Source organism: Streptomyces sp. NPDC023541, from assembly GCF_055559995.1.
This window is the reverse complement of the sequence record NZ_JBVHJO010000004.1, coordinates 104,924-128,768: the sequence shown is the minus strand read 5'-3', so window position 1 is coordinate 128,768 and position 23,845 is coordinate 104,924. Positions and strand designations below refer to the sequence as shown.

General features: G+C 72.2%; 20 protein-coding genes. 15 read left to right on the top strand and 5 right to left on the bottom strand.

Features of this window, described 5'->3' with window-relative positions:
* Positions 1-78 precede the first annotated feature (78 nt).
* A complete protein-coding gene (locus ACZ3X1_RS11145; RefSeq protein WP_463314527.1) occupies positions 79-681 on the top strand; it encodes a flavodoxin family protein in 603 nt (200 codons plus the stop codon).
* Between the two features lie 145 nt (positions 682-826).
* Here ACZ3X1_RS11145 and ACZ3X1_RS11140 read toward each other — a convergent pair whose 3' ends face one another.
* A complete protein-coding gene (locus ACZ3X1_RS11140; protein ID WP_467278781.1) occupies positions 827-1,795 on the bottom strand; it encodes a CAP domain-containing protein in 969 nt (322 codons plus the stop codon).
* Between the two features lie 137 nt (positions 1,796-1,932).
* Here ACZ3X1_RS11140 and ACZ3X1_RS11135 point away from each other — a divergent pair, with 137 nt between their 5' ends.
* The 4 genes from ACZ3X1_RS11135 (at position 1,933) to ACZ3X1_RS11120 (ending at position 8,303) form a co-directional block, all read left to right on the top strand.
* The gene (locus tag ACZ3X1_RS11135) at positions 1,933-2,214 is read left to right on the top strand and encodes an acylphosphatase (protein ID WP_467278779.1); all 282 of its coding nucleotides are present in this window, start codon (positions 1,933-1,935) and stop codon (positions 2,212-2,214) included.
* Between the two features lie 348 nt (positions 2,215-2,562).
* Positions 2,563-2,781, top strand: a complete 219-nt coding sequence (locus tag ACZ3X1_RS11130; protein ID WP_030032603.1) for a hypothetical protein — start codon at positions 2,563-2,565, stop codon at positions 2,779-2,781.
* A gap of 186 nt (positions 2,782-2,967) precedes the next feature.
* Positions 2,968-6,696, top strand: a complete 3,729-nt coding sequence (locus ACZ3X1_RS11125) for an AAA family ATPase (RefSeq protein WP_467278777.1) — start codon at positions 2,968-2,970, stop codon at positions 6,694-6,696.
* A 173-nt stretch (positions 6,697-6,869) separates the two neighbouring features.
* Positions 6,870-8,303 carry a sugar porter family MFS transporter gene (locus ACZ3X1_RS11120; RefSeq protein ID WP_356810539.1) on the top strand — a complete coding sequence of 478 codons (1,434 nt, stop codon included), beginning with the start codon at positions 6,870-6,872 and terminating at the stop codon, positions 8,301-8,303.
* Positions 8,304-8,344: 41 nt separating this feature from the next.
* Here the strand turns inward: ACZ3X1_RS11120 and ACZ3X1_RS11115 are convergent, their stop codons facing one another.
* The gene (locus ACZ3X1_RS11115; protein WP_390076156.1) at positions 8,345-9,331 is read right to left on the bottom strand and encodes an LLM class flavin-dependent oxidoreductase; all 987 of its coding nucleotides are present in this window, start codon (positions 9,329-9,331) and stop codon (positions 8,345-8,347) included.
* Between the two features lie 62 nt (positions 9,332-9,393).
* Positions 9,394-9,528 (bottom strand): hypothetical protein, encoded by a 135-nt coding sequence (locus tag ACZ3X1_RS11110; protein ID WP_362624594.1) that lies wholly within the window; start codon positions 9,526-9,528, stop codon positions 9,394-9,396.
* A gap of 63 nt (positions 9,529-9,591) precedes the next feature.
* Here ACZ3X1_RS11110 and ftsY point away from each other — a divergent pair, with 63 nt between their 5' ends.
* Positions 9,592-10,806 carry a signal recognition particle-docking protein FtsY gene (gene ftsY, locus ACZ3X1_RS11105; RefSeq protein ID WP_390076158.1) on the top strand — a complete coding sequence of 405 codons (1,215 nt, stop codon included), beginning with the start codon at positions 9,592-9,594 and terminating at the stop codon, positions 10,804-10,806.
* A gap of 70 nt (positions 10,807-10,876) precedes the next feature.
* Here the strand turns inward: ftsY and ACZ3X1_RS11100 are convergent, their stop codons facing one another.
* A complete protein-coding gene (locus ACZ3X1_RS11100) occupies positions 10,877-11,545 on the bottom strand; it encodes a bifunctional DNA primase/polymerase (RefSeq protein ID WP_467278771.1) in 669 nt (222 codons plus the stop codon).
* 441 nt (positions 11,546-11,986) lie between these two features.
* On the opposite strand from ACZ3X1_RS11100, the gene nsdA reads away from it, so the two are divergent.
* From nsdA to ffh, 5 genes are all read left to right on the top strand, one after another.
* Positions 11,987-13,477: a transcriptional repressor NsdA gene (nsdA, locus tag ACZ3X1_RS11095; RefSeq protein WP_390076161.1), complete on the top strand. Its 1,491-nt coding sequence runs from the start codon at positions 11,987-11,989 to the stop codon at positions 13,475-13,477.
* Between the two features lie 357 nt (positions 13,478-13,834).
* Positions 13,835-15,178, top strand: coding sequence for an ammonium transporter (locus tag ACZ3X1_RS11090; protein WP_467278769.1), 1,344 nt, complete (start codon positions 13,835-13,837; stop codon positions 15,176-15,178).
* Positions 15,175-15,513, top strand: coding sequence for a P-II family nitrogen regulator (locus ACZ3X1_RS11085; protein ID WP_030844530.1), 339 nt, complete (start codon positions 15,175-15,177; stop codon positions 15,511-15,513). Before ACZ3X1_RS11090 ends, ACZ3X1_RS11085 begins: the two co-directional genes overlap by 4 nt.
* A gap of 19 nt (positions 15,514-15,532) precedes the next feature.
* Positions 15,533-17,959, top strand: a complete 2,427-nt coding sequence (locus ACZ3X1_RS11080) for a [protein-PII] uridylyltransferase (protein WP_467278766.1) — start codon at positions 15,533-15,535, stop codon at positions 17,957-17,959.
* Positions 17,960-18,096: 137 nt separating this feature from the next.
* Positions 18,097-19,668 carry a signal recognition particle protein gene (gene ffh, locus ACZ3X1_RS11075; RefSeq protein WP_356810531.1) on the top strand — a complete coding sequence of 524 codons (1,572 nt, stop codon included), beginning with the start codon at positions 18,097-18,099 and terminating at the stop codon, positions 19,666-19,668.
* A 115-nt stretch (positions 19,669-19,783) separates the two neighbouring features.
* Here ffh and ACZ3X1_RS11070 read toward each other — a convergent pair whose 3' ends face one another.
* Positions 19,784-20,470: a methyltransferase type 11 gene (locus ACZ3X1_RS11070; RefSeq protein WP_362624582.1), complete on the bottom strand. Its 687-nt coding sequence runs from the start codon at positions 20,468-20,470 to the stop codon at positions 19,784-19,786.
* A gap of 131 nt (positions 20,471-20,601) precedes the next feature.
* On the opposite strand from ACZ3X1_RS11070, the gene proS reads away from it, so the two are divergent.
* The 4 genes from proS to ACZ3X1_RS11050 all read left to right on the top strand — a co-directional run bounded on the left by proS (position 20,602) and on the right by ACZ3X1_RS11050 (position 23,805).
* On the top strand, positions 20,602-22,014 hold the full coding sequence (gene proS / locus ACZ3X1_RS11065) for a proline--tRNA ligase (RefSeq protein ID WP_362624580.1): 1,413 nt from the start codon (positions 20,602-20,604) through the stop codon (positions 22,012-22,014).
* 210 nt (positions 22,015-22,224) lie between these two features.
* Positions 22,225-22,821 carry a hypothetical protein gene (locus ACZ3X1_RS11060; protein WP_356810528.1) on the top strand — a complete coding sequence of 199 codons (597 nt, stop codon included), beginning with the start codon at positions 22,225-22,227 and terminating at the stop codon, positions 22,819-22,821.
* Between the two features lie 304 nt (positions 22,822-23,125).
* A complete protein-coding gene (gene rpsP, locus ACZ3X1_RS11055; RefSeq protein WP_030031059.1) occupies positions 23,126-23,563 on the top strand; it encodes a 30S ribosomal protein S16 in 438 nt (145 codons plus the stop codon).
* A 2-nt stretch (positions 23,564-23,565) separates the two neighbouring features.
* Positions 23,566-23,805 (top strand): RNA-binding protein, encoded by a 240-nt coding sequence (locus ACZ3X1_RS11050; RefSeq protein WP_007266827.1) that lies wholly within the window; start codon positions 23,566-23,568, stop codon positions 23,803-23,805.
* The last annotated feature ends 40 nt before the right edge of the window (positions 23,806-23,845 follow it).

Genomic DNA, 23,845 nt, shown 5'->3' with positions numbered 1-23,845 from the left:
TGATTCTCTTTTCCTCGTCGCACCACGCTCCGTGCTGCGGCGGGAGTCTTCCCGAGGGAGAGATCAGCCTTGTCCGGTATCACGCACACCCCCGTCGTCTCGATCGCCTATCACTCCGGCTACGGCCACACCGCCGTCGTCGCCGAGGCCGTCCGCAGCGGCGCCGTGGACGCCGGGGCGACCGTCCACCTGATCAAGGTCGACGAGATCGACGACGCCCAGTGGGAGCTGCTCGACGCCTCCGACGCGATCGTCTTCGGCTCTCCGACGTACATGGGCACCGCCTCGGGCGCCTTCCACGTCTTCGCCGAGGCCTCCTCGAAGCGCTGGTTCGGCGACGCCTGGCAGGACAAGGTCGCGGCCGGCTTCACCAACTCCGCCTCGAAGAGCGGCGACAAGCTGCACACGCTGCAGTTCTTCCAGGTCCTGGCCGCGCAGCACGGCATGAACTGGGTCAACCTGGGGCTGAAGCCGGGCTGGAACTCCAGCACGGCCTCCGAGAACGACCTCAACCGCCTCGGCTTCTTCTCCGGCGCCGCCGCCCAGTCCAACTCCGACGAGGGTGCGGACGCGGTCCACAAGGCCGACATCGCGACGGCGGAGCACCTCGGCCGCCGCGTCGCGGAGCACACCCGCGTCATCGTCGCGGGCCGCGCCGCCCTGGCGGCCGCAGCGGTCTGATCCCCCGGGGGTCTGGCCGGTATCGCGGCATCGCCCGCAGGGCGATGCCGGAAGCCGAAGAAGGGGCCGGGTCTGGTGACCCGGCCCCTTCCGGGCGTTGAGCGGTGCGGCCTGTGCGCGGTCAATGCTCTGACCTGCGGGGACGTCAGAAGCCGAAGTCCTGGGTCCACCAGGGGCCGCCGGCGGCGAAGTGGGCGCCGACGCCCAGGGTGCGGAACTCGCAGTTGAGGATGTTCGCCTTGTGGCCGGGACTGTTCATCCAGGCCTTCATCACGGACCCGGCGTCGCCCTGGCCGCGGGCGATGTTCTCGCCGCCGAGGCCCGAGAGGCCGGCCTTCGCGGCGCGGTCCCAGGGGGTGTTGCCGTCGGGGTCGTCGTGGCCGAAGAAGCCGCGGGTGGCCATGTCCTTGCTGAAGGCGCCGGCCAGCGCGGCCAGCGGCGGGTTGGCGCGGACCGGGCCGCAGCCCGCCCGGGCGCGCTCCTGGTTCACCAGGGTGACCACGGCCGCCTCCTGCGCGGAGTGGCCGTCCAGGCTCGGCCGGGTCGCCGTGGCGGTGGGAGCCGGCGTGGACGGGGCCGGGGGCCGGGTCTTCTCCGGGACCTCGGGGGAGGGGGAGGGTGCGGCCGGGACCGGGCGCTCGGTGCTCGGCTTCGGCTTCGGCTTCGGCTTCGCCTTCGGCGGGGCGGGCGGCGCGGAGGGGGTCGGCGAAGCCGACGGCGAGGGGGAGCCCGACGGGGTGGGCGAGGCCGGCGGGGTGGGCGAGGCCAGCGGGGTGGGCGAGGCCGGCGGGGTCGGCGAGGCCGGCGGGGTCGCGGAGGCGCTCGGCGTACCGGTCGTGGCGAAGCCGCGGCCAGACAGGCTCGCGAGGCCGCCCTGCTTCTGGAGGACGGAATCGTCGGGGCCGGGCTTGGCCTTGGCCCCGGCTGTGGCGGCGGTCGTGTCCGTAGCGCTGACGCCCACATAGGGGAACGAATCGCCGACCGGCACCATGCCGGTGGTGAGGGCCGCGGTGCCCAGGGCGACGGCCACCGACACCCCGAGCAGGCCGGTGCGCAGGGCGGTGCCGTGCGAGCCGCCGCGGCGCGGCGGGGCGGGGAGTCGGTGACGTCCCATCGGTGTCGTGCCTTCCTGACCGGATCAAGATCATCCCTAACCCACCCAAAATGGGTGAGTTCATTGGTGCGCGACTGTACGCCATGGGGCCTGGGGGCGATGTGACCGGAAAGTGGCCGCCCGGTTAGCGTTCACGCATGAACGAAGACGTCCGTCTGACCGCCTGGGTGCGCGGCCGTGTGCAGGGAGTGGGCTTCCGCTGGTTCACCAGGGAGAACGCCTTGGAGATCGGCGGGGTGGTCGGCTTCGCGCTCAACCTCGACGACGGGCGAGTACAGGTGGTCGCCGAAGGTCAACGTGAGAATTGCCACCGGCTGCTCGACTGGCTGCGGTCCCCCGACACGCCCGGCCGGGTGGACGGGGTGACAGAGATCTGGGGGACACCGCGCGGTGGCTACGAGGGGTTCGGGATGCGGTGAGCGATCGACTGATCATGGACTCATCACATCTCTGATCGCCCGGACCCGGTCGGAACTGGGCATTCGTCGCCGACGCGTTGCCGCCGCGGACGATTCGTGGAAGGCTCGGAGATGAGGATGATCTCCATGCCCCTCGCGGGGGCCGGGGTGCCCGCCGATACGGGGCGTGATCGTGTTGACCGTCAAACTTTTTGGTGAGACGCTGGAAGCCCCGCGCACCTGAGCTGTTTGGCAGTGCTGGCAGTAGTAAGCGCAGTGACTGACAGTCGCTGCCGGACATCCGCGGGTGCGATTCCCTCACGACCCACACCGCTTCGGTCGGTCACTCAGTGTGGAGGACCATCCATCATGGCAAAGGCGCTTCTCGGTTACGTCGGCGGTTCCGATCCGCGACTCCTCGCCGAGATGCGACGGCTTCAGCAGCGCGTCCAGGACCTCGAGTCCGAGCTCGTACGGATTCAGTCCGAAAATGACGCGCTGAACGCGGCCGCCGCTCAGCACGACGGAGACTCGCTGCTGGACAGCATCGACATCGACGTACCCCAGGCGGAGCCTGCGCTCACCTGATCACACGCTAACTCGTCGCTCGAATCCAGCACCGCATGATCTGCAAGGGACGCTCCGGCGTCCCTTCTTTCTTTGGACTCCGCATCAGGGGCCCCAGGACCGGGTGGGGTGCTTGATGCCTTTGACGTCACTCGTGCCCTGCACCTTCACGGGTGAAACCGAACGTGAAAGGTAGAGTCCGGCGGCGTGCACCTCAAGTCCCTGACCCTGCGTGGCTTCAAGTCCTTCGCCTCCGCCACCACCCTGCGCTTCGAACCCGGCATCACCTGCGTCGTGGGTCCCAACGGCTCGGGCAAGTCCAACGTCGTCGACGCGCTGTCCTGGGTCATGGGCGAACAAGGGGCCAAGTCCCTGCGCGGCGGGAAGATGGAAGACGTCATCTTCGCCGGGACCACCGGACGCCCGCCGCTCGGGCGCGCCGAGGTCTCCCTGACCATCGACAACGCCGACGGCGCGCTGCCCATCGACTACGCCGAAGTCACCATCACCAGGATCATGTTCCGCGGCGGCAGCAGCGAGTACCAGATCAACGGTGACACCTGCCGGCTGCTCGACATCCAGGAACTGCTCTCCGACTCCGGCATCGGCCGTGAGATGCACGTCATCGTCGGGCAGGGCCAGCTGGACTCCGTCCTGCACGCCGACCCCATGGGCCGCCGCGCCTTCATCGAGGAGGCCGCCGGCGTCCTGAAGCACCGCAAGCGCAAGGAGAAGGCGCTGCGGAAGCTCGACGCGATGCAGGCCAACCTCGCCCGCGTGCAGGACCTCGGCGACGAATTGCGCCGGCAGCTCAAGCCCCTGGGCCGGCAGGCCGCGGTCGCCCGGCGGGCGGCCGTGATCCAGGCCGACCTGCGCGACGCCCGGCTGCGCCTGCTCGCCGACGACCTGGTCGTCCTGCGGCGTGCGCTCGACACGGAGATCGCCGACGAGGCCGCGCTGAAGGAACGCAAGGAGGCCGCCGAGGCCCAGCTCGCCGCCGCGCTGCGGCGCGAGGCCGAGCTGGAGGAAGCGGTACGGGAACTCGCGCCGCGGCTCCAGCGGGCGCAGCAGACCTGGTACGAGCTGTCGCAGCTCGCCGAGCGGGTACGGGGCACCGCCTCCCTGGCGGACGCGCGGGTCAAGAGTGCGACGGCCCCCGTCGAGGAGGAGCGCCGGGGCCGCGACCCCGAGGACATGGAGCGGGAGGCCGAGCGGATCCGCGAGCAGGAGGCCGAGCTGGCGGCCGCCCTGGAGGCGGCCTCCCGCGCCCTGGAGGACACCACCGGGCACCGCGCGGAGCTGGAGCGGGAACTGGCCGAGGAGGAACGGAGGCTGCGGGACGCCGCGCGGGCCATCGCCGACCGGCGCGAGGGACTGGCCCGGCTGACGGGTCGGCTCGGCGCGGCCCGCTCCCGCGCAGGTGCGGCCCAGGCGGAGATCGACCGGCTCGCCCTGGCGCGGGACGAGGCGCGGACCCGGGCCGAGGCCGCGCAGGCCGAGTACGAGGCGCTGGCGGAGGAGGTCGGCGGGCTCGACGACCCGTCGGCGGAGACGGACCACGAGGCCGCGCGGGTGGAGCTGAAGGAGGCCGAAGCCGGCCTCGGCGCCGCGCGGGAGGAGCTGGCGGCGGCGGAGCGCGCGCGGGCGGCGGTGTCGGCCCGCAGGGACGCGCTGGCGATGGGGCTGCGCCGCAAGGACGGTACGGGAGCGCTGCTCGCGGCCCGCGAACGGCTGGCCGGTGTGCTCGGACCGGCGGCGGAACGGCTGTCGGTGACCCCCGGGTACGAAGCCGCCGTGGCCGCCGCCCTGGGCTCGGCGGCGGACGCGCTGGCGGTGTCCTCCCCGGCGGCGGCGGCCGACGCCATCCGCCACCTGCGCGAAGCGGACGCCGGCCGGGCAACGCTCCTGGTCACCCCGCCGCCTGCCCTGTCGGCCGGGCCTGCGGGCGGACCGGCAGCACCCGGTCCGGGTGCCGAACCCGGCATCGCTCCGGCAGACGCCGTCGCCGAGGGGTGGGACGCTGGGCTTGTCTCCGGGACCTCCGTCGGCGGCGGTGGCGAGCGGGTGTCCGTGCCGGCCGGGGGAGGCGTGCCCCACCCGGCCCCGGCTTCGGACGGGATGGCCCTGCCCGTGCCCGTCGTCGCGCTGGTGGCCGGGGACGGCGAGGTGCTCCGGGCCCTGGCGTGGGTGCTGCGCGACCACGTCGTCGTCGCCACCCTCGACGAGGCCGAGGCGCTCGTCGCGCGGCGCCCCGACACGGTGGCCGTGACCGTCGGGGGCGATGTCCTCGGCGCACACCTCGCGCACGGCGGATCCGCCGGGGCGCCCAGCCTGATCGAGGTGCAGGCCGCCGTCGACGAGGCCGCGGCGGAGCTGACCCGGCTCGGTGCGCGGTGCGAGGAGCTCGCGCAGGCGCAGGAGACCGCACAGGCCCGCCGGCAGGACGCGGCCGCCCTGGTGGAGGAACTCGCCGAGCGCCGGCGCGCCGCGGAGCAGGCCCGGGCCGGGGTCGCCCAGCAGCTCGGCCGGCTCGCCGGACAGGCGAAGGGAGCCGTCGGCGAGGCCGAGCGCGCCGCCGCCGCGGCGGCCAGGGCCCAGGACGCCCTGGAGCAGGCGCTGGCCGAGGTCGAGGAGTGCGCGGAGCGGCTCGCCACCGCCGAGGAGATGCCGGTGCAGGAGGAGCCGGACAGTTCGCGCCGCGACCGGCTCGCGGCCGACGGGGCCAACGCCCGCCAGACCGAGATGGAGGCCCGGCTCCAGCTGCGGACCCACGAGGAGCGGGTCAAGGGGCTGGCCGGACGAGCGGATTCCCTCGACCGGGCGGCCCGGGCGGAACGCGAGGCCCGAGCCCGCGCCGAACGCCGCCGGACACGTCGGCGCCACGAGGCGGACGTGGCCCGCGCGGTGGCCGACGGGTCCCGCCAGCTCCTGGCCCACGTGGAGGTCTCCCTCCTTCGGGCCGACGAGGAACGCGTCCTGGCCGAACGGGCCAAGGGGCTGCGCGAGCGCGAGCTCGCCGACGCGCGCAACAGCGGCCGCGACCTGAAGGGGGAGCTCGACAAGCTCACCGACTCCGTCCACCGCGGCGAGGTGCTCGGCGCCGAACAGCGGCTGCGCATCGAGGCCCTGGAGGCCAGGGCCCTGGAGGAGTTCGGCATGGAGCCCCGTGCGCTCGTCGCCGAGTACGGGCCGGACCAGCCGGTGCCGCCGTCCCCGCCGGCCGACGGCGAGGAGCTGCCGCAGGACCCCGAGCACCCGCGCAACCGGCCCGGTCCCTTCGTACGGGCGCAGCAGGAGAGGCGGTTCAAGGCGGCCGAACGGGCCTACCAGCAGCTCGGGAAGGTCAATCCGCTCGCCCTGGAGGAGTTCGCAGCGCTCGAAGAGCGCCACAAGTTCCTCAGCGAGCAGCTGGAGGACCTCCGCAAGACCCGGGCCGATCTCCTTCAAGTGGTGAAGGAGGTCGACCAGCGCGTCGAGCAGGTGTTCACCGAGGCGTACCGGGACACGGCCCGGGAGTTCGAGGGTGTCTTCGCGCGCCTGTTCCCCGGCGGCGAGGGCCGACTGGTCCTGACCGACCCGGACAACATGCTGACCACCGGCGTCGACGTCGAAGCCCGCCCGCCGGGCAAGAAGGTCAAGCGGCTGTCGCTGCTGTCGGGCGGCGAGCGCTCGCTGACCGCCGTGGCCATGCTGGTGTCCATCTTCAAGGCGCGCCCCAGCCCGTTCTACGTGATGGACGAGGTCGAGGCCGCGCTGGACGACACCAACCTGCAGCGGCTGATCCGGATCATGGAGGAGCTCCAGGAGAGTTCGCAGCTGATCGTGATCACGCACCAGAAGCGGACCATGGAGGTCGCGGACGCCCTCTACGGCGTTTCCATGCAGGGCGACGGGGTATCGAAGGTCATCAGCCAACGTCTCCGGCTGAGCGCATAACTTCAAGAAGTGAATTCAAAGGTGTCAGACTCTGCGGTATGTGACCTTCGCATCAGGTCTTGACTTCAGAAACTGAACGCATAGGCTCGCTCCGCTGTCTCCCGGCTTCGAGTGGTGCCCGATCTTGAACTGTGCGCCACTGTGAAGACGGACGAAACCCCACGGAGCACACCTTGACCAGCAGCACATCGCGGGCCTCGGCGCCTGGCGGCGGAGCCTCGCCCCAGCCCGACCACCTCGGCCACGTCATCTTCATCACGGCGGCCGCTGCCATGGGCGGCTTCCTCTTCGGGTACGACAGCTCCGTCATCAACGGGGCCGTCGTCGCGATCCGCGAGCGGTTCCACGTCGGCTCCGAGGCACTCGCCCAGGTGATCGCCGCCGCGCTGATCGGCTGCGCCATCGGCGCCGCCACCGCAGGCCGACTGGCCGACCGGATCGGCCGCATCCGCTGCATGCAGATCGCGGCCGTCCTCTTCACCGCCAGCGCCATCGGTTCGGCCCTGCCGTTCGCCCTCTGGGACCTCGCCATGTGGCGCGTGATCGGCGGCTTCGGCATCGGCATGGCCTCCGTCATCGGCCCCGCCTACATCGCCGAGGTGTCCCCGCCCGCCTACCGCGGCCGGCTCGCCTCCTTCCAGCAGGCCGCCATCGTCATCGGCATCGCCGTCTCCCAGCTCGTCAACTGGGGCATCCTCAACCTCGCCGACGGCGACCAGCGCGGCGAGATCGGCGGCCTGGAGGCCTGGCAGTGGATGCTGGGCGTCATGGTCGTCCCGGCCGTCCTCTACGGGCTGCTGTCCTTCGTCATCCCGGAGTCCCCGCGCTTCCTGGTCTCCGTCGGCCGCACCGACGAGGCCAAGAAGGTGCTGGCCGAGGTCGAGGGCTCCAAGGTCGACCTGGACGGGCGCGTCCGCGATATCGAGCACGCGATGCACTCCGAGCACAAGTCCACCTTCAAGGACCTGCTCGGCGGCCGCTTCGGCTTCCTGCCGATCGTCTGGATCGGTATCGGCCTCTCGGTCTTCCAGCAGCTCGTCGGCATCAACGTGATCTTCTACTACAGCTCCTCGCTGTGGCAGTCCGTCGGCATCGACCCGTCCAGCTCGTTCCTCTACTCCTTCACCACGTCGATCATCAACATCGTCGGCACGGTGATCGCGATGATCTTCGTCGACCGGATCGGCCGCAAACCGCTCGCCCTCATCGGCTCGGCGGGCATGGCCGTCTCCCTCGGCCTGTGCGCGTGGGCGTTCTCCTTCACCTCCGGCACCGGCGACGACATCACCATGCCCGACGCCCAGGCCGCGGTGGCCCTGGTGGCCGCGCACACCTTCGTGCTCTTCTTCGCCCTGTCCTGGGGCGTGGTGGTCTGGGTGCTGCTCGGCGAGATGTTCCCGAACCGCATCCGTGCCGCGGCGCTCGGCGTCGCCGCCTCGGCCCAGTGGATCGCCAACTGGGTCATCACCGTCTCGTTCCCGTCCCTCTCGGACTGGAGCCTGTCCGGCGCATACGTGATCTACACCGTCTTCGCACTGCTCTCGATCCCGTTCGTCCTCAAGTGGGTGCCGGAGACCAAGGGCAAGGCGCTGGAGGAGATGGGGTAACCCTCCCCGCCACCACCCCTTCTCCTCGGTACTGCCCCGGCTCAGCCCTTGAGCCGGGGCAGTACCTGTTCGCACAGCAGGTGCAGGCTGCGCCAGCCCTCGTCCAGCGGCATCCCGCCGCACAGCGGGTGCAGCACCAGGTTCCCCGCCTCGCCGGCCCTCCGCCCGTACGCGACCGCCTCGTCCGGAGTGAGGACCCGGTAGACGCCCTCCGCGCGCAGCTCCGCCACCGACCGCGCGGCCGACCGTACGGCGCTGCGGATGTCCTTGGACTGCCAGGACGCGTACATCCCCGCCTCGTGCAGGAAGTGCTCCCCGTACTGCGCCCAGACCCGGTCGGGGTCCTCCGCGATGTGCAGCAGGGGGGTCTCGGCCGCGGGCATCATGCAGAAGCCCTCCGTGCCGTACTCCGCCAGCCGCGCCGTGTAGTACGCCTCCAGCTCCGGCAGGTGCGCGCTGGGGAAGAAGGGCAGCCCGAGCCGGGCGGCGCGGCGCGCTGCCGCCTCCGAGCTGCCTCCCACCAGCAGCAGCGGGTGCGGCCGGGTGAAGGGCGTCGGGGTGACCCGTACCGTGCGGCCGCGGAACTCGAAGGGCTCGCCGGTCCACGCCTTCGGCAGGGTCTCCAGCAGCTCGTCCTGGAGCCGGCCGCGCCGGCCCCACTCCACGCCGTGCTGCTCGTACTCCTCGGGCCGGTAGCCGATCCCCGCGACCGTGACCAGGCGCCCGCCGCTCAGCAGGTCGAGGACGGCGATGTCCTCGGCGACCTTCAGCGGGTCGTACAGCGGACCGATGATCGCCGAGACGGTGACGGCGATCCGGCGGGTCGCGCCGAAGACCGCGCCCGCGAAGGCGAAGGGGGAGGGCAGCCAGTTGTTGTCCGTGCCGTGGTGCTCCTCGGTCTGGACGGTGTCGATCCCCCGGTCGTCGGCGTAGCGCGCCATCTCCAGTGCCGCCTTGTAGCGGGCGGAGAGGGACTCGGGGGTGCCGCCGGGGTCGACGAGATTGAACCGGGCCACGGTGATGGGCATGGAGAAGTCCCCCTTCGCCGGATGGGGTGGGCTGGCGAAGGGGGACGTTAGCTGACGCGACGTCAGTTGGACAGTGGTCCGGCGAGCTCGGGCTCCTGCTCCGGCGCGGGAGCCGGCCCGGCGGGCGCCGTGCGCGGCGGTACGGCGTACAGCCGGCGCGGCACGTCCACGCCGAAGACGCCGATCCACAGGCTCACGTCCCGGTCCGAACGTCCGGGTTCAGCGGCTCCGAGGTGGCCGTAGCCGATACTGGTGGGGTTATGGACATCCTCATCCTTGCTGTAGTCATCGCCCTGGTCGCGGTCGGTGCGATCAGCGGGCTCGTGGTCAGCAGCCGCAAGAAGAAGCAGCTGCCGCCCCCGGCACCGCCGAGTACGCCGACCATCACTGCCCCGCCTGCCGAGCCGCAGGTGGGGGAGGACGCCGTAGAGACGGCGGAAGAGCCGCGCCGCACGATCGAGGAGGTCGGACTCCCGGAGGCCGAGGCTCCCGCAGCGGCGCCCGTCGTCGTCGAGCCCGAGGTCCCGGCCGCCCCCGAGATCGAGGTGCCCGAGCCCACCGCCGGCCGCCTGGTCCGGCTGCGCGCCCGCCTCGCCCGGTCGCAGAACTCCCTCGGCAAGGGGCTGCTCACGCTGCTCTCGCGCGAGCACCTCGACGAGGACACCTGGGAGGAGATCGAGGAGACCCTCCTCATCGCCGATGTCGGCGTCGTGCCGACCCAGGAGCTCGTCGAGCGCCTCCGCGAGCGGGTCAAGGTCCTCGGCACCCGTACCCCGGCGGACCTGCGCACCCTGCTCAAGGAGGAGCTGCTGACCCTGGTCGGCACCGACTTCGACCGCGCCGTGAAGACCGAGAGCGGCGAGGACACCCCCGGCGTGATCATGGTCGTCGGCGTCAACGGCACCGGCAAGACCACCACCACCGGCAAGCTGGCGCGGGTGCTCGTCGCCGACGGCCGCAGCGTGGTGCTCGGGGCGGCCGACACCTTCCGCGCCGCCGCCGCCGACCAGCTGCAGACGTGGGGCGAGCGCGTCGGCGCCCGCACCGTGCGCGGCCCCGAGGGCGGCGACCCGGCCTCGATCGCCTACGACGCGGTCAAGGAGGGCATCGCCGAGGGCGCCGACGTCGTGCTCATCGACACCGCCGGCCGCCTGCACACCAAGACCGGCCTCATGGACGAGCTCGGAAAGGTCAAGCGCGTCGTCGAGAAGCACGGCCCGCTGGACGAGATCCTGCTGGTCCTGGACGCCACCACCGGGCAGAACGGCCTGACCCAGGCGCGCGTCTTCGCCGAGGTCGTGGACATCACCGGCATCGTGCTGACCAAGCTCGACGGCACGGCCAAGGGCGGCATCGTCGTCGCCGTCCAGCGCGAGCTGGGCGTCCCGGTCAAGCTCATCGGACTCGGGGAGGGCGCCGACGACCTGGCCCCGTTCGAGCCCGAAGCGTTCGTGGACGCCCTGATCGGCGACTGAGCACGGCCCGCGCACACGCCGGTGCCCCCGCCTTCCGAACGGAACGCGGGGGCACCGGCGTGTGCACCGCTCAGCGACGGAAACGGTGGCAGATGTACGCCAGGGTGCCCAGCAGCAGCCGGGCCTGCGGCGGACCCCCGGCGGAGTCGAGCGCGGGCGGCCGCAGCCAGCCGACCTGGCCGAGCCCGGCCCGGTCCGGGGGCGGGGCCGTCACGAAGGTTCCCGGCCCCAGGGCGCGCAGGTCCAGATCGGCGTCGTCCCAGCCCATCCGGTACAGCAGCTGCGGCAGCTCCGCCGCCGCGCCGGGAGCCACGAAGAACTGCGCCCGGCCGTCCGCGGTGACGATGACGGGGCCGAGCGGCAGCCCCATCCGCTCCAGTCGCACCAGTGCGCGCCGCCCGGCCTCCTCGGAGACCTCGAGGACGTCGAAGGCGCGGCCCACCGGGAGCAGGACCGCGGCGCCCGGGTAGCCGCCCCAGGCCTCGGTGACCTCGTCGAGGGTGGCTCCGGCCGGGACCGTCGGGGCGAGGGCCAGGGGGTGCGCGCCGGGCGCGGCGCACCGGGCGTCCCCGCAGGAGCAGTCGCGCGAGGGGGCCGCGGCGCGGGCCCCGGGGACCACGTCCCAGCCCCACAGCCCGGTGTACTCCGCCACCGCCGTGCACTCCGAGGTCCGGCCGCGGCGCCGGGTGCCGGAACGGAACTCCCTGGTACCGCGGCTGCCGCCGATCGTGAAGCCCATGCCCATGCCCCCTCCAACGGGTCGGACGCGCCGGTGGTTACGACGCCTTGGTGAGGACGTCGGCGGAGTCCGCCGCCGGGGCCGCACGGCGGTCGGCCGCGGGGTCGCCGGGGAGTGCCCGCCGTTGCTGCCCGGCGCACTCCTCGCCGCGCGCGCCCCAAGCGCACTCCAGTCCAACCGGTCCGTTTCACCTTGGTGTCAAGTGAATCGCGCCTGGCCGGTGGCGGGTTCATTCGAAGGGGTGGCGAATGGTGGCGTTTCTGGAAACAACCTCGCCGCAGGGGTGATCGTAGGATTACTTTCGGTACACGAACCCTGAGGCGGGCCCGTGCGTGGGTATGCCGGAGGCAATGCGTGAAGGACCTGTGAAGGTCCGTGGTGACGCTCGGCGTACCGGCCAGGGTTTCGTATGGAAGAGGCTGAGCGGATGGGGGCGTTCCAGTGAGCGGCAACGGCGCAAGCGGAACGATCGAGGGTGCTGCTGCGCGCAACGACCAGCTGACCTCGTGGTTCGTCCGCAGCGGATGGTCGAAGGGCGAGCTCGCCCGACAGGTCAACCGCAGGGCCCGGCAGATGGGCGCCCACCACATCAGCACCGACACCTCCCGGGTGCGCCGCTGGCTGGACGGCGAACAGCCCCGTGAGCCCGTCCCGCGCATCCTGTCCGAGCTGTTCTCCGAGCGTTTCGGCTCCGTCGTCGCCATCGAACAGCTCGGCCTGCGCACCGCCCACCAGACCCCCTCCGTCTCCGGGGTCGACCTGCCCTGGGCCGGCCCGCAGACCGTCGAGCTCCTCGGCGAGTTCTCCCGCAGCGACCTGATGCTGGCCCGCCGCGGCTTCCTCGGGACCTCCCTCGCCCTCTCCGCCGGCCCCGCCCTCATCGAGCCCATGCAGCGCTGGCTCGTTCCCGCCCCGGCCGCCGACCCGGGACCGCGCGGGGCGGGGCCGACGGGGGCCCTCGGCGGCCACCGCCCGCCCCGGCTCTCCGAACCGGAACTCGACCTCCTCGACGCCACCACCGTGATGTTCCGCCAGTGGGACGCCCAGTGCGGGGGCGGCCTGCGCCGCAAGGCCGTCGTGGGCCAGCTCCACGAGGTCACCGACCTGCTCCAGGAGAACCACCCCGCCCCCGTCATGAAGCGGCTCTTCAAGGTCGCCGCGGAACTGGCCGAACTGGCCGGCTGGATGAGCTACGACATCGGCTTGCACCCCACCGCGCAGAAGTACTTCGTCCTCGCGCTGCACGCCGCCAAGGAGGCCGGGGACAAGCCGCTCGGCTCCTACATCCTCTCCGGGATGAGCCGCCAGATGATCCACCTGGGCCGGCCCGAGGACGCCCTCGAACTCGTCCACCTCGCGCAGTACGGCAGCCGCGACTGCGCCGGCCCGCGCACCCAGGCCATGCTGTATGCGATGGAGGCCCGCGCCTACGCCAACATGGGCCAGCCCAGCCGCTGCAAGCGGGCCGTGCGGATGGCCGAGGACACCTTCTCCGACGTCGGCTTCGCCGACGAGCCGGAGCCGGACTGGATCCGCTTCTTCTCCGAGGCCGAGCTGAACGGCGAGAACTCCCACTCGTACCGGGACCTGGCCTACGTCGCCGGGCGCAGTCCCATGTACGCGTCCCTCGCCGAACCCGTCATGGAGCGGGCCGTCGAGCTCTTCGAGAAGGACCAGGAGCACCAGCGCTCCTACGCCCTGAACCTCATCGGCATGGCCACCGTCCACCTGCTCCAGCGCGAGCCCGAGCAGGCTGCCTCCCTCGTCGGCCGGGCCCTCGACGTGGCGGGAAAGGTTCGCTCCGAACGGGTGAACACCCGCCTGCGCAAGACCGTGGACAGCGCCGCCCGTGAATACGGCGACGTCGCCGAGGTGGTCCGGCTCACCGATCACCTCGCCTCCCGGCTCCCCGAAGCCGCGGAGGCCGTCTGACGGCCCTGTAAAAGGCCGTCCCCGAGGCCCCGGCCGCGGCAGTCACCCCGAGAAACCCGATCAGGCTCCCCCAGCCAGGACGCCCGGGTGCTGCCGCGGCCGGCTGTTCTTCGCGGCCGATCCGCCGCCGCCTCGCGGAGGCGGTCACCCGCCGTCGCGGTTGCCCAATCGATCGCCGCGGTGTTCATCGCCGCGTAACAGCACGGACCTCTTCGTCACGGGCGCGAAACATCGGGCGGCGCCACCGGAAACCGGCCTGCGCGAATCTCATGGCCAATAACCGGCCAGTTCCTTCTGCCGCCGCTCAGGCTTTCACGATCGCCCGCACGCGAACGTACCGACGACGAGGAGACGCCGATGGCATCAGCCATCACGACCCTCGCTGCAGACGCCCCGACGCTGTCTGCCGCGAACACCGGGTTCATGCTCATCTGCTCCGCCCTGGTCATGCTGATGACCCCCGGACTCGCCTTCTTCTACGGAGGCATGGTCCGCGTCAAGAGCAGCCTCAACATGCTGATGATGAGCTTCATCAGCCTCGGGATCGTCACGATCCTCTGGGTGCTCTACGGCTTCAGCCTCGCCTTCGGCACCGACTCCGGCTCCCTCATCGGCTGGAACTCCGACTACGTGGGCCTCAGCGGCATCGGCATCACCGAACTCTGGGACGGCTACACCATCCCGGTCTACGTCTTCGCCGTCTTCCAGCTGATGTTCGCCGTCATCACCCCGGCCCTGATCAGCGGCGCCCTCGCCGACCGCGTGAAGTTCAGCGCCTGGGTCCTCTTCACCGCGCTGTGGGTCACCGTGGTCTACTTCCCCGTCGCCCACTGGGTATGGGGCGCCGGCGGCTGGCTCTTCGAGCTGGGCGTCATCGACTTCGCCGGCGGCACCGCCGTCCACATCAACGCCGGCGCCGCCGCCCTCGGAGTGATCCTCGTCATCGGCAAGCGCGTCGGCTTCAAGAAGGACCCGATGCGCCCCCACAGCCTGCCCCTCGTGATGCTGGGCGCCGGTCTCCTCTGGTTCGGCTGGTTCGGATTCAACGCGGGCTCCTGGCTCGGCAACGACGACGGCGTCGGCGCGGTCATGTTCGTCAACACCCAGGTCGCCACCGCCGCCGCCATGCTGGCCTGGCTGGCCTACGAGAAGCTGCGGCACGGCTCCTTCACCACCCTCGGCGCCGCCTCCGGCGCGGTCGCCGGCCTCGTCGCCATCACCCCGGCCGGCGGCGCCGTCAGCCCGCTCGGCGCGATCGCCGTCGGCGCCATCGCCGGTGTGCTGTGCGCCATGGCGGTGGGCCTCAAGTACAAGTTCGGCTACGACGACTCCCTCGACGTCGTCGGCGTCCACCTCGTCGGCGGCATCGCCGGCTCCCTGCTCGTCGGCCTCTTCGCCACCGGCGGGGTCCAGTCCGACGTGGCCGGCCTCTTCTACGGCGGCGGCCTGGAGCAGCTCGGCAAGCAGGCCATCGGAGTCTTCTCGGTCCTCGCCTACTCTCTGGTGGCATCCGCGGGGCTCGCCTTCCTGCTCGACAAGACGATCGGGATGCGCGTCGCCGAAGACGTCGAGGTCGCCGGCATCGACCAGAGCGAACACGCCGAGACCGCATACGACTTCAGCGGCGCCGGTGGCGGAGCCGCCGCGCGGAGCACCGCCGCCCCCCTCCCCCCCGCCGCGAGCAAGAAGGTTGACGCATGAAGCTGATCACCGCGATCGTCAAGCCGCACAAGCTGGACGAGATCAAGGAAGCCCTCCAGGCCTTCGGAGTGCAGGGCCTCACGGTCAGCGAGGCCAGCGGCTACGGCCGCCAGCGCGGCCACACCGAGGTCTACCGGGGCGCCGAGTACCAGGTCGACCTCGTCCCCAAGATCCGCATCGAGGTGCTGGTCGAGGACTCCGACGCCGAAGAGCTCATCCGGGTCGTCGTGAGCGCGGCGTCCACCGGCAAGATCGGCGACGGCAAGGTGTGGAGCGTCCCCGTGGACTCGGTCGTCCGGGTCCGCACCGGCGAGCGCGGCGCCGACGCGCTCTGAGGCTGACGGGAGCTGCTGGGTGACGAGCACGGAAGACACCACGGACCACACGGCCGACTCGGGACCCAGCGGATACGCCGCGGCCCGGCTGCGACTCCTCCAGGAGGAGTCGCGGTCCGGGCCCTCGCGGCGTTCCGCCCTGGCCGGACTGACCGACGCATGGCTGAACGCCCTCTTCGCCACCGCCGTACGCGAGACCGGCGTCCGCGGCGCCACCCTCGTGGCCGTCGGCGGCTACGGCAGGGCCGAACTCTCCCCCCGCAGCGACCTCGACCTCCTGCTGCTGCACGACGGCAAGGCCGAGCCCCGGGCGCTCAGTGCACTCGCCGACCGCCTCTGGTACCCGGTGTGGGACCTCGGCGTCGCCCTCGACCACTCGGTACGCACCCCCGCCGAGGCCCGCAGGACCGCCGCCGAGGACCTCAAGGTGCACCTGGGCCTGCTGGACGCCCGGACGGTCGCCGGCGACGCCGGACTCCTCGCGGGCCTGCGGACCTCCGTACTGGCCGACTGGCGCAACCAGGCGCCCAAACGCCTCCCGCAGCTGCACTCCCTGTGCCGGGAGCGGGCCGAGCGGGCCGGGGAGCTCCGCTTCCTGCTCGAACCCGACCTCAAGGAGGCCCGCGGCGGTCTCCGGGACGCCACCGCGCTGCGGGCGGTCGCCGCCTCCTGGCTCGCCGACGCCCCGCGCGAAGGCCTCGCCGAGGCCCGCCGCCGGCTCCTGGACGCGCGTGACGCCCTCCACCTGGTCACCGGCCGGGCCACCGACCGGCTCTCCCTGCAGGAACAGGACCAGGTCGCGGCGCGGCTGGGGCTGCTCGACGCCGACGCACTGCTGCGCGAGGTCTACGAGGCCGCGCGCGTGGTCGCGTACGCGGGCGACGTGACCTGGCGCGAGGTCGGACGGGTGCTGCGGGCCCGCGCCGCCCGGCCCAGGCTCCGCGGGCTGCTGGGCGGCCGCGGCGCCACCGCCGCCCGGGCACCCCTGGCCGAAGGCGTGGTGGAGTCCGACGGGGAGGCCGTCCTGGCCCTGGCCGCCCGCCCGGACCGCGATGCCGTGCTGGCCCTGCGGCTGGCCGCGGCGGCCGCGCAGGCCGGACTCCCCGTGTCGCCGCACGCCGTACGCCGAATCGCGCAGCAGGGCAGGGCCCTGCCGGTGCCCTGGCCGGCCGAGGCCCGTGAGCAACTCCTCACGCTCCTGGGCGCGGGGGAGCCTACGGTGGCCGTCTGGGAGGCCATGGAGGCAGAGGGGCTGATCACCCGGCTGCTCCCCGACTGGGAGCGGGTGCGCTGCCGCCCCCAGCGCAACCCCGTGCACACCTGGACCGTGGACCGGCACCTGATCGAGACGGCCGTGCGGGCCGCGGCCCTCACCCGCCGGGTCGGCCGCCCCGACCTGCTGCTGATGGCCGCGCTCCTGCACGACATCGGCAAGGGCTGGCCCGGCGACCACTCCGTCGCCGGGGAGACCATCGCCCGGGACGTCGCCGCCCGGGTGGGCTTCGACGCCCGCGACGTCGCCGTGCTGGGAGCTCTCGTACGCCACCACCTGCTGCTGATCGACACCGCGACCCGGCGCGACCTGGACGACCCGGCCACCGTCCGGTCCGTCGCCGAGGCCGTCGGATCGGTGGGCACGCTGGAGATCCTGCACGCCCTGACCGAGGCGGACGCCCTGGCCACCGGGCCGGCCGCGTGGAGCGCCTGGCGCGGCTCGCTCGTGGCGGACCTCGTCGCGCGCGTCGCCGCCGTGCTGCGCGGCGCGGCCCCGGCCGAGCGGGAACCGGAGATCCCGAGCGCCGAACAGGAACGCCTGGCGGTGGAGGCGCTGCGCACGCGCGAGCCCGTCGTGGCGCTCCACACCCGCCAGGAGGAAGAGGACGCGGTCGGCGTGGAGCTCGTGGTGGCGGTACCCGACCAGCCCGGGGTCCTCCCCGCCGCGGCCGGCGTGCTGGCCCTGCACCGGCTCACCGTACGGGCGGCGGACCTGCGCTCCGTGGAGCTCCCGGACCGGCTGGGGGAGGTCCTCGTCCTGCGATGGCGGGTGGCGGCCGAGTACGGGGCGCTGCCCGAGGCCGCCCGGCTGCGCACCGACCTGGTGCGCGCCCTGGACGGGTCGCTGGACGTCCCGGCGAAACTGGCGGACCGCGAGGCGGCCTACCCGCGCCGGCGCGGGGTGGTCCCGCCGCCGCCCCGGGTCACGGTGGTCCCGGACGTCTCCTCGCTGGCCACGGTGCTGGAGGTGCGTGCGCCCGACGCCGTCGGCCTGCTCCACCGCGTCGGAAGGGCGCTGGAGAGCGGCGGGGTGCGTGTGCGCAGTGCGCACGTCTCCACGCTCGGCGCCAACGCGGTGGACACCCTGTACGTGACGACCCCGGAGGGCAAGCCCCTCGACGCCGCGGACGCGGCCGCCCTCGCCGCCTCGGTGGCGGCCGCCCTGTCGTAGCCGGGTGCGACGCCGCTGCCCGGTGCTCCCGAGCAGCGGCGGACGGCACCAGGAGCAGGCAGGTCCCCGGACGGGGGAAGGGCCCGATACCCTGGGGGACGACCACAACGCCCCCGACCCGAGGAATCGCGACCACCGTGTTCGATACGCTCTCCGACCGCTTGGCGAATACCTTCAAGGGCCTGCGCGGCAAAGGCCGGCTGTCCGAGGCTGACATCGACGCAGCGGCCCGGGAAATCCGTATCGCGCTCCTCGAGGCCGACGTCGCCCTCCCGGTCGTCCGCTCCTTCATCGCGAACGTCAAGGAACGCGCGCGCGGTGAAGAGGTCAGCAAGGCCCTGAACCCGGGCCAGCAGGTCCTGAAGATCGTCAACGACGAGCTCGTCACCATCCTCGGTGGCGAGACCCGGCGCCTGCGCTTCGCCAAGACCGCCCCCACCGTGATCATGCTGGCCGGCCTGCAGGGTGCGGGTAAGACCACCCTCGCCGGAAAGCTCGGCCTCTGGCTGAAGGGGCAGGGCCACGCCCCGCTCCTGGTCGCCTGCGACCTCCAGCGCCCCAACGCCGTCAACCAGCTCAGCGTCGTCGCCGAGCGCGCCGGCGTCGCCGTGTACGCGCCCCAGCCCGGCAACGGCGTCGGCGACCCGGTCCAGGTCGCGAAGGACTCCGTCGAGTACGCGCGCACCAAGCAGTTCGACATCGTCATCGTCGACACCGCCGGCCGCCTCGGCATCGACCAGGAGCTGATGCAGCAGGCCGCGGACATCCGCGACGCCGTCAGCCCGGACGAGATCCTCTTCGTCGTCGACGCCATGATCGGCCAGGACGCGGTCAACACCGCCGAGGCCTTCCGCGACGGCGTCGGCTTCGACGGCGTGGTGCTCTCCAAGCTCGACGGCGACGCCCGAGGCGGTGCCGCGCTCTCCATCGCGCACGTCACCGGCAAGCAGATCATGTTCGCCTCGAACGGCGAGAAGCTCGACGAATTCGACGCCTTCCACCCCGACCGCATGGCGGGCCGGATCCTCGACATGGGTGACATGCTCACCCTCATCGAGCAGGCCGAGAAGACCTTCTCGCAGGCCGAGGCCGAGAAGATGGCGGCCAAGCTCGCCAAGGGTCCCAAGGAGTTCACGCTCGACGACTTCCTGGCTCAGATGGAGCAGGTCCGCAAGATGGGCTCCATCTCCAAGCTGCTCGGCATGCTGCCCGGCATGGGGCAGATCAAGGACCAGATCAACAACATCGACGAGCGCGACGTCGACCGCACCGCCGCCATCATCAAGTCGATGACCCCGGCCGAGCGCCAGGACCCGACGATCATCAACGGCTCGCGCCGCGCCCGTATCGCCAAGGGCTCCGGCACCGAGGTCAGCGCCGTCAAGTCGCTGGTCGAGCGGTTCTTCGACGCCCGCAAGATGATGTCCCGCATGGCCCAGGGCGGCGGCATGCCCGGCATGCCGGGCATCCCCGGGATGGGCGGCGGTCCCGGCCGGCAGAAGAAGCAGGTCAAGCAGGCCAAGGGCAAGCGCAAGAGCGGCAACCCGATGAAGCGCAAGGAAGAGGAGGCCGCAGCCGCGGCCCGCCGCGAGCAGGGCCCGCAGGTGGTCGACCCGGCGGCCGCTTCCAACCCGTTCGGCCTTCCCGCCGGCGGTCAGGGCGGTCAGGACTTCGACCTGCCGGACGAGTTCAAGAAGTTCATGAAGTAGTACGCGGACAGCCGCGACGAGGGCCCCGACCCGGGTGTGAGCACAGGTCACACGGTCGGGGCCCTTCCGTTCGCCGACGTGCCGCTCCGACCCGCCCCGATGCTCCCCGCGGCCGTTACGCCACCCGGGCGATGACGTACCGGAAGATGTTCGGCAGCCACACGGTGCCGTCGGGCCGCTCGAACGGGTGAAGCGCCTCGGCGAGCTCCTTCTCCGCGAGCGCGGCATCGGACGCGCCGTCGTAGAGCCCGGTGGACAACAGCCCCCGCACCGCGCTGTCCACGTCCGCGTAGCCGAAGGGGCAGAACACCCGCCCCGAACCGTCCGGCCGCAGCCCGGCGCGCTCCACCACCGCGTCCAGGTCCCCGGGCGCCGGACCGCCGCCCAGCACCGAGGGCACCGTGCAGCGTTCGGCGGGACCCCAGTCGGCCAGCACCACGGCCCCGCCGCGTCTGACCGCCGGCAGGGCGGAGGCCAGGGCCGCCGGCGTGGGGGAGAAGGCCAGCAGGGCGTCGTAGGGGCGGGGCGGCGCGGACGCCGCGGGCGGGGCCGCCAGCACCTCCAGCAGCCGTTCGCGGGCCAGTGCCCGCCGGGCCGGATCCGCCTCCACGCCCGTGGCCGCGGCTCCCCGCGCGGCCGCCAGCAGCAGGGCGAGGCCGGCCCCGCAGTCGAGGTCCAGCAGCCGGTCACCCGGCCCGACCTCCAGCCGGTCGTAGACCGCCTCGTACAGCGGTACCAGCATCCGTTCCTGGATCTCCGCCCAGTCCCGGGCGACGAGCGTCGCGGTCGGCGTCGGTGTCATCGAAGAAGCGCTCCTGATTCCGTGTCGCCCCCCAGCCCCCGTTGCCAGGGAACTCCCCATTCGCCCCCGCGTCCAGAGGAGCGCGGCACCCGATTCACGCATCCTGTGCCGGGCGCCGTACGATTCGCGGCATGGCAAAGGCACCCGTTCTCACCCCGCAGGCGGAGGATTTCCCCCGCTGGTACCAGGATCTGATCAACAAGGCCGAGCTGGCCGACAACGGTCCGGTCCGCGGCACCATGGTCATCCGACCGTACGGCTACGGCCTGTGGGAGCGGATGCAGCAGGAGATGGACGCCCGCATCAAGGACCAGGGCGCCCAGAACGCGTACTTCCCCCTCTTCATCCCGCAGTCGTACCTGACGCGGGAAGCCGAGCACGTCGAGGGCTTCGCCCCCGAGCTCGCGGTCGTCACGCACGGCGGCGGCAAGGAGCTGGAGGAGCCGGTCGTCGTCCGGCCCACGTCCGAGACGATCATCAACGACTACTTCTCCAAGTGGGTCCAGAGCTACCGCGACCTGCCCCTGCTGATCAACCAGTGGGCCAACGTGGTCCGCTGGGAGATGCGCCCCCGCGTCTTCCTCCGCACGAGCGAGTTCCTCTGGCAGGAGGGCCACACGGCCCACGCCACCTACGAGGACGCCCGCGACTACGCCGCCCGCATCCACCGCGACGTCTACGGCGACTTCATGACGAACGTGCTCGGCATCGACGTCGTGCTCGGCCGCAAGACCGCCAAGGAGCGCTTCGCCGGCGCCATCAACACCCTCACCCTCGAGGGCATGATGGGCGACGGCAAGGCCCTGCAGATGGGCACCAGCCACGAGCTCGGCACCAACTTCGCCAAGGCCTTCAACACCCAGTACCTGTCGAAGGAAGGCAAGCAGGAGCTCGTCTGGCAGACCTCGTGGGGCGTTTCGACCCGCATGGTCGGCGGCCTGATCATGTCCCACGGCGACGACAACGGCCTGCGCGTCCCGCCGCGTCTCGCGCACGTCCAGGTCGTCGTCATGGCGATCAAGGGTGACGAGGCCGTCGCCAAGGTCCGCGAGCTGGGCGACCGGCTGAAGGCCGCCGGCATCCGCGTGCACGTCGACGACCGCGTCGACACCCCCTTCGGCCGCCGCGCCGTGGACTGGGAGCTCAAGGGCGTGCCGGTCCGCATCGAGATCGGCCCCCGCGACCTGGAGGCCGGCACCGCGATGCTCGCCCGCCGGATCCCGGGCGGCAAGACCCCGGTGCAGATCGACGCCCTCGTCGACCTGCTGCCCAAGGTGCTGGACGAGGACCAGGCGCAGCTCCTGCGCGAGTCCCGCGAGCGCCGCGAGTCCCGCACCTGCGACGTCGCGACCATCGAGGAGGCCGCCGAGGCCGCCGTCGCCGGCGGCTGGGCGCGGATCCCGTGGGCCGACCTCGGTGCGGAGGGCGAGGCGAAGCTGGCCGAGCAGGCCGTCTCCGTGCGCTGCCTGGTGGCCGAGGACGGGTCCGTGCCGGACGCCGACGACGCTCCCGGTACCCTCGCGATCGTGGCGCGCTCGTACTGATCACGCCGCGAGGCTTCCGGGCCCCGGCGTGCGGCTGGTGCCGCGCGCCGGGGCCGGTCCTTTTTTGGTCGGCGTTACGTACCGACTCCTCCTGAGTTCGGCGCACCCGTCCTCGTCCGGACGCATGAGCATGAACTGACTGGTACGTGCAAAAAAATTTGGAATGGCCCGGAATCGGAACACCCGGGCACCCCGGCTCGTTGTCACGACGTGAGCACGACACCACCTGTTCTCGCCGCAGAGCTGGCGCAGGCGTGGGCCGACATTCAGCGGTACCACCCCGAGCTGCCCGACCTTGCCGCGCCCGAGTCCCTGATCGGAGAGTCCTCGTCCGCCTGCGGCGCCGAACTCTCCTTCGAGCGACTGCTGCACGAGGCAGTCCACGGCATCGCGGCCGCCCGCGGTGTCCGTGACACCTCGCGCGCAGGCCGCTACCACAACCGCAGATTCCTCGCGATCGCCGAGGAGATGGGGCTGGACCACTCCGACGAGCCGCACGCGAGCAGCGGTTTCTCGCTGGTCACGCTCAATCCCGAGGCCAAGCGGCGCTACCGTCCCACCATGGAGCGGCTGCAGCGCGCCCTCAAGGCGCACACCGCGGCCACCGCCTCCGACACCAAGCGCACTTTCCGCGGACCCGCCGCCCGGCACGGCTCCTCGGGCGGCGGCGTACGCGTCAAGGCGGTCTGCGACTGCGGGCGCAACGTACGGGTCGTCCCCTCCGTGCTCGCCCAGGCGCCGATCGTGTGCGGCGGCTGCATGAAGCCCTTCCGCATCCCCGAAGTCGCGATCGCGGCGGCCTCCTGACCGCCCTCCCGCCCGCTTGGGGGCCACCGCCCCACGGCGAAGCGAGTGCCGGACCTCCGCCCCCACCGGGGCGGCCGGTCTGCGCACGTGAGGGCACCCCGCGGCGCCGTACCGCCGGCGGCAGTCCGTCCTGCCCGCCCGGCCGAGTGCGCCGCAGGCGTATGGCACAATGGCTAGCTGTACTCGACAGTCGCATAGGACCCCTCTCTCCTCCGGCTGACGCGTCCATCGGGCACCCGAGTACCGCAACCCCACGTGGCATCTCATGTGCCCAACCACGTCAAGTTCAGGAGACACCACTCCAGTGGCAGTCAAGATCAAGCTCAAGCGCCTCGGTAAGATCCGCTCTCCCCACTACCGCATCGTCGTCGCCGACGCCCGCACCCGCCGGGACGGCCGCGCGATCGAGGAGATCGGCATCTACCAGCCGACCTACAACCCGTCGCGCATCGAGGTCAACGGCGAGCGCGCCCAGTACTGGCTCTCTGTCGGCGCCCAGCCGACCGAGGCCGTTCTCGCCATTCTGAAGCTCACCGGTGACTGGCAGGCGCACAAGGGCCTCCCGGCCCCCGCGCCGCTGCTGCAGCCGGCCACGAAGGAAGACAAGCGTCGCTCCTTCGACGAGTTCGCCAAGGCCCTCGAGGGCATCGGCGAGGGCAAGGGCGAAGCCATCACGCAGAAGAAGAAGGCCGACAAGAAGGCGGACGAGGCTGAGGCCGCCGCCGAGTCGACCGAGGCCTGAGCATGCTCGAGGAGGCTCTTGAGCACCTCGTGAAGGGCATTGTGGACAACCCCGACGACGTGCAGGTCGCCTCGCGCAACCTGCGCCGCGGGCAGGTGCTGGAGGTCCGGGTCCACCCCGACGACCTCGGCAAGGTGATCGGCCGCAACGGCCGCACCGCACGTGCCCTGCGTACCGTCGTGGGCGCCATCGGCGGCCGGGGGATCCGCGTCGACCTCGTCGACGTGGACCAGGTCCGCTGAGCAGTTGAATCACCGGCACGGGCCGGGGAGGGCATACGTG